Genomic DNA, 5342 nt, shown 5'->3' with positions numbered 1-5342 from the left:
GAGGGGGCGGGCGGCGCCGGCTGGGCGTACGCCACGCCGGGCAGGGCAAGGGCTGCGGCCACGGCTGCCGCGGTGGCGCCGGTCAGTGCCGAGCGTCGCAACGACGTCGACAACCCATTACGGCGCTGGAGATGCACGTCCGGCTGATCCATGGGGAAGAAACTACCGTGTTGCACGCGTGACGCAAGTGCGACGTGCTCAGAATGTACCGAATCGTTATATTGCTGGAGCGGCATAACGCCAGTTCCGGGCCTTGAGATAGTTAGCTGACGCGCGACACCACCCGCGCGTGGCGCGGGTGGTGTCGGGGGCCCGAACCTCTCGGGCGTTGGTCTCACATTGTTCATCGTCGGCAGTGAGTGATGCGTTACCCCACGGCGCGCCGCATTTTCCCATCTAGCTACTGTCCAGTAACATTGGCGGCGCTCGCTGGGGTTCAGCGTCGAACACAACAGGAGGCCTGCCCGATGGACGTGCTGATCACAGGATGCGACACAGATCTGGGACGCACGATCGCGGAGAACTTCAGCGAAGCCGGCCACAACGTGCTCATCGGCGGCCGCCGCCGTGAGGAGCTCGAGGTACTGGCCAAGGAGCTCGACGTCGACGCGCTGGTGTTCGACAACACCGATCCGGCCTCGGTCGCCGAGTTGCACGGCCGCGTCCCGGCCCATCTCGACACGATCATCAACGTGCCCGCGCCGACCTGGACGGCGGGCGATCCCCGCACCTACACCCTCGACGACCACGCCGCCGAGTGGCGCGGCCTGTTCGACGCCGGCGTCGTGGCCCCGATGCTGACCGTGCAGGTGCTCGGCGACCACATGCGGTCCGGAGGGTCCATCGTCACGGTCATCCCCGACTTCCCCCGCGAGGGCGGCGCCGCGTCGGCGGTCAAGGCGGCGGTCTCGGACTGGACCGCGGGCCTGGCCAACCACTTCGGCATCCGGGGCATCACGGTCAACGCGGTGGCCGTCGGCCGTGGCGTCGAACCCGGATACGACGGCCTGAGCAACACCCCGCCGACGGTCGCGTCCGAGATCTCCCGGCTGTCGCTGTTCCTGACCACCGGGTCGGCCCGTCACATCACCGGGCAGACCCTGCACGTGACCCACGGCGCGCTCGCCAACTTCGGCTGAGCCGACGCCAACACCGGTCTGCCGGCGTTTATTCCGCACTTCGCGGCACGTGAAATGGCCGACGCGGCAACGGGTGTGCTCGTAGGGTCAGCTGAATGACAATCCGACTTGGCCTGCAGATCAACAACTTCTCGTACGGCACCGGCCTGCCCGAACTGTTCCCCACCGTCGTCGCCCAGGCCCAGGAGGCGGACTCGTCGGGCTTCGACTCGGTGTTCCTGATGGACCACTTCTACCAACTGCCCGGCATCGGCGATCCCGGCGAGCCGATGCTCGAGGCCTACACCGCGCTGGGAGCGCTGGCCACGGCGACCGAGAACGTGCAGTTGGGCACGCTGGTCACCGGAAACAGTTACCGCAATCCGACGCTGCTGGCCAAGAACATCACCACCCTGGACGTGATCAGCCAGGGCCGCGCGGTGCTGGGCATCGGCACGGGCTGGTTCGAGCTCGAGCACGACCAGCTCGGCTTCGAGTTCGGCACATTCACCGAGCGTTTCGACAAGCTCAGCGAGGCGCTGCAGATCATCGTGCCGATGCTCGCCGGCGAGCGGCCGACCTTCACCGGGCGCTACTACCGCACCGAGCAGGCGATGGCCAATCCGCGTTTCCGCGAGCACATTCCGCTGATGATCGGCGGCAGCGGCGAGAAGAAGACCATTCCGCTCGCGGCGCGGCATTTCGACCACCTCAACGTCATCGCCGGTTTCGACGAGCTCGCCAGGAAGGTTGAGGTCGTGCGCCAGCGGTGCGAGGAGATCGACCGCGATCCGGCCACGCTGGAGACCAGCGTGCTGGTCGGGGCCCTCGTCGGCGAAGGCGTCTCGGCCGATCTGATCCCGGAGGACTTCCGTCAGCGGATGGTGGCCGGAAGCCCCGACCAGGTGGCCGAGCAGATCAAGACCAAGGTCCTCGACGCGGGCATCGACGGGGTGATCGTGTTCCTGCCGACCGCCACGACCGGCTATCAGCCGGGGCAGATCGCCGCGTTGGGTGAGGCGCTTAAGCCGCTGGTCAGCTAGGTGCCACGCGGTGGGGCATCTCACCGCACTGCCCGGAAGTGCAGCGACTAAGGTTCTCGTTGTTCGCAACGGGTAGACAGCGAAGGTCTCAGGACCCGACCAGGGCCCGCAACAAGGACCGGTAAGGAATTGCAATGAGCCATCCCGGAGCCACTCCGACCGATCGGCACAAGGTCGTCATCATCGGATCGGGTTTCGGCGGGTTGACCGCGGCCAAGACGCTGAAGCGGGCCGATGTCGACATCAAGCTGGTCGCCCGCACCACCCATCACCTGTTCCAGCCGCTGCTTTACCAGGTCGCCACCGGCATCATCTCCGAGGGCGAGATCGCGCCCGCGACCCGGGTCATTCTGCGCAAGCAGAAGAACGCGCAGGTGCTGCTCGGCGACGTGACGAAGATCGACCTGAAGACCAAGACCATCCGTTCGGAACTGCTCGGGCACACCTACGTCACGCCGTTCGACAGCCTGATCGTCGCTGCGGGCGCCGGCCAGTCGTACTTCGGCAACGACCACTTCGCCGAGTGGGCCCCGGGCATGAAGTCGATCGACGACGCGCTGGAGTTGCGCGGCCGGATCCTCGGCTCGTTCGAGCAGGCGGAGCGCAGCAGCGACCCCGCCCGCCGGGAGAAGCTGCTGACCTTCGTGGTCGTCGGGGCCGGCCCGACGGGCGTCGAGATGGCCGGGCAGATCGCCGAGCTGGCCGATCACACGCTCAAAGGTGCTTTCCGGCACATCGATTCGACGAAGGCGCGGGTGATCCTGCTCGACGCCGCTCCGGCCGTACTGCCGCCGATGGGCGAGAAGCTGGGTAAGAAGGCACAGGCCCGACTGGAGAAGCTGGGTGTCGAGATCCAGCTCAACGCGATGGTGACCGACGTCGACCGCAACGGCATCACCGTCAAGGATCCCGACGGCACCATCCGCCGGATCGAGGCGGCGTGCAAGGTGTGGTCGGCAGGCGTGTCCGCCAGCCCGCTCGGTCGGGACCTGGCCGAACAGTCCGGCGTCGAACTCGACCGCGCCGGACGGGTGAAGGTGCTCCCCGATCTGTCGATCCCGGGGCATCCGAACGTGTTCGTCGTCGGTGACATGGCCGCCGTCGAAGGGGTGCCCGGGATGGCCCAGGGCGCCATCCAGGGCGGCAAGTACGCCGCCAAGGCGATCGAGGCCGGCCTCAAGGGCGCCGACCCCGACGAGCGTGAACCGTTCAACTATTTCGACAAGGGCTCGATGGCCACGGTGTCGCGGTTCAGCGCGGTCGCCAAGATCGGCCCGCTGGAGTTCGAGGGCTTCATCGCCTGGCTGTCCTGGCTGGTGCTGCACCTGGTCTACCTGGTCGGCTTCAAGACCAAGATCGTCACACTGCTGTCCTGGACGGTGACTTTCCTGTCGACCAAGCGGGGTCAGCTGACCATCACCGAACAGCAGGCCTACGCGCGGACACGGATCGAGGAACTCGAGGAGATCGCCGCCGCCGTGCAGGACACGGAGAAGGCCGCCAGCTAGAGCCTGTCCCCCTGCCAGGTGGTCAGGCATCCGCCCGCGGCCAGCCTCAGCGCGACTCCGGCGGTGTCGACATCGGTACGGGGATAGTGCAGTTCGCTGACGGCCGCCCGCGGAGCGGCGATCTCGTCGTCGGTCGACGATCCGTGCCCAAGCTCGACCCGGTGCCTGAGCAGCGGAGCTCCGTCCAGGTCGGCGTGCAACGATCCTGACCAGAAGCCTTGCCGCTCACCGGTTCTGCCGATCTGCACCCGTTCACGCAGCCGCAGCTCGCCGGTGTCGGCCAGCGTCATGCGGGTCCAGGACAGGTGCCGGGAGGTGGCCGCCACGATGGTCGGCTCCGGGTCCAGGTCCAGCGCACCCGCGACCTCCAGTTCCCAGGTGGCGTGCGACTCGACGGTCGTCGCTCCTGGAAGCGCGATGGTGGCTGCCACCGAGCGGACCTTCAGCCGGGCGCCCTGCTCGACGACCACACGGATCGCGATCGCATCGCCGCCCAGCGGGGTGGCCACCGACGACACCAGGTGCACCGTGTCGGGCGCGGTGCGTCTCGCCGCGATCCCGCCGGTGCACTCGAGGTGCGGTCCGCGCCCGGGCCGCGCGACGATCACGACGTCGGACCGCATCTAGACCTCCTGGGCGACCCGGAGCTGTTCGCGCACCCAGGCCAGCACCGGTGTCGCCGCCGGGTCGTCGGCCAGCGAGATCAGCTCGAAGGGACGGCCGCCGCGCACTGCCGCCGCGTCCCGCCGCATCACGTCCAGGTCGGCGCCGACCATCGGCGCGAGATCGGTCTTGTTGATCACCAACAGATCCGAGAACGTGACGCCGGGCCCGCCCTTGCGCGGCACCTTGTCCCCGCCGGCCACGTCGATGACGAAGATCTGGCCGTCGACCAGGCCGGAGGAGAACGTCGCGGTCAGGTTGTCGCCGCCGGACTCGACCAGGATCAGGTCCAGGCCCTGCCCGGGACCCGAGTGCCCGGCGACGAGATCGTCGATGGCGTCCAGGTTGGCGGTGATGTCGTCGCGGATCGCGGTGTGCGGACAACCCCCGGTCTGCACCGCGGCGATGCGGTCGTCGGGCAGAACGGCGTTGCGGCGCAGGAAATCCGCGTCCTCGGTGGTGTAGATGTCGTTGGTCAGGACCGCCAGCGACAACTCGTCGCGGAGCTGGCGGCACAGGGCGGCCACCAATGCGGTCTTTCCGGAACCGACGGGTCCGCCGACCCCGATGCGCAACGGCTCCCCCGGCCGGCGCACCCGGCGGGGACGGTCGGTGTGCTGGTGCGGCTGGCCGTCCAGGAAATGCGGTGGCATGGCAAAGACCTTCTCTAGGAGGCGAACAGCGGGCGTTCGCGGTCGAGGTGGCGCTCGGCGAGTACGTCGAGCAGCGGATCGGACAGATCGGCGAGATCCTTGGTGGCGTCTGCGGCGGTCTCCTCGCACAACGGCGACAGCGCGAACGTGAGCGCCGCGACGTCGCCGGGATCCAGCGCGAGTAGGCGCTGCGCGGCGGTGGCCGAGCCGGTCATCGTCGTGTACACCAGCGACAGCGCGGTGTGTTCGGGAAGCAGGCCGCCGACCCGGCCGGCCATCCCGGCCGCCACCGCCAGGTGCGGCGTCGGCCCCAGTGCGGCCCAGTCCTGGCCGGGCCAGACCCGGCGGGCGAGCCGG

At 68.5% G+C, this 5342-nt stretch carries 6 protein-coding genes; 3 read left to right on the top strand and 3 right to left on the bottom strand.

Annotation, left to right across the window (positions count from 1 at the left end; all coding sequences use genetic code 11):
- Positions 1-467: 467 nt before the first annotated feature.
- The 3 genes from MVA01S_RS28410 (at position 468) to MVA01S_RS28400 (ending at position 3669) form a co-directional block, all read left to right on the top strand.
- Entirely contained in the window at positions 468-1139 is a 672-nt protein-coding gene (locus tag MVA01S_RS28410; RefSeq protein WP_003932314.1) for an SDR family oxidoreductase, read from the top strand.
- Positions 1140-1234: 95 nt separating this feature from the next.
- Entirely contained in the window at positions 1235-2161 is a 927-nt protein-coding gene (locus MVA01S_RS28405) for an LLM class F420-dependent oxidoreductase (RefSeq protein WP_003932313.1), read from the top strand.
- Positions 2162-2295: 134 nt separating this feature from the next.
- Entirely contained in the window at positions 2296-3669 is a 1374-nt protein-coding gene (locus MVA01S_RS28400) for a type II NADH:quinone oxidoreductase Ndh (RefSeq protein WP_003932312.1), read from the top strand.
- On the opposite strand, the gene MVA01S_RS28395 is transcribed toward MVA01S_RS28400, so the two are convergent.
- From MVA01S_RS28395 to MVA01S_RS28385, 3 genes are all read right to left on the bottom strand, one after another.
- Entirely contained in the window at positions 3666-4292 is a 627-nt protein-coding gene (locus MVA01S_RS28395; protein ID WP_003932311.1) for an urease accessory protein UreD, read from the bottom strand. The genes MVA01S_RS28400 and MVA01S_RS28395 overlap by 4 nt on opposite strands.
- Positions 4293-4985 (bottom strand): urease accessory protein UreG, encoded by a 693-nt coding sequence (gene ureG, locus MVA01S_RS28390; RefSeq protein ID WP_003932310.1) that lies wholly within the window; start codon positions 4983-4985, stop codon positions 4293-4295.
- Positions 4986-4999: 14 nt separating this feature from the next.
- A partial coding sequence (locus tag MVA01S_RS28385) for an urease accessory UreF family protein (protein ID WP_353961406.1) occupies positions 5000-5342 on the bottom strand: 343 nt, incomplete at its 5' end.

Origin of the sequence: Mycolicibacterium vaccae NBRC 14118 = CIP 105934 (genome assembly GCF_001552715.1) — a bacterium.
Classification (GTDB): Bacteria; Actinomycetota; Actinomycetes; order Mycobacteriales; family Mycobacteriaceae; genus Mycobacterium; species Mycobacterium vaccae.
Note: the sequence above shows the minus strand (reverse complement) of the source record. Positions and strands in the feature narration are given on the sequence as shown.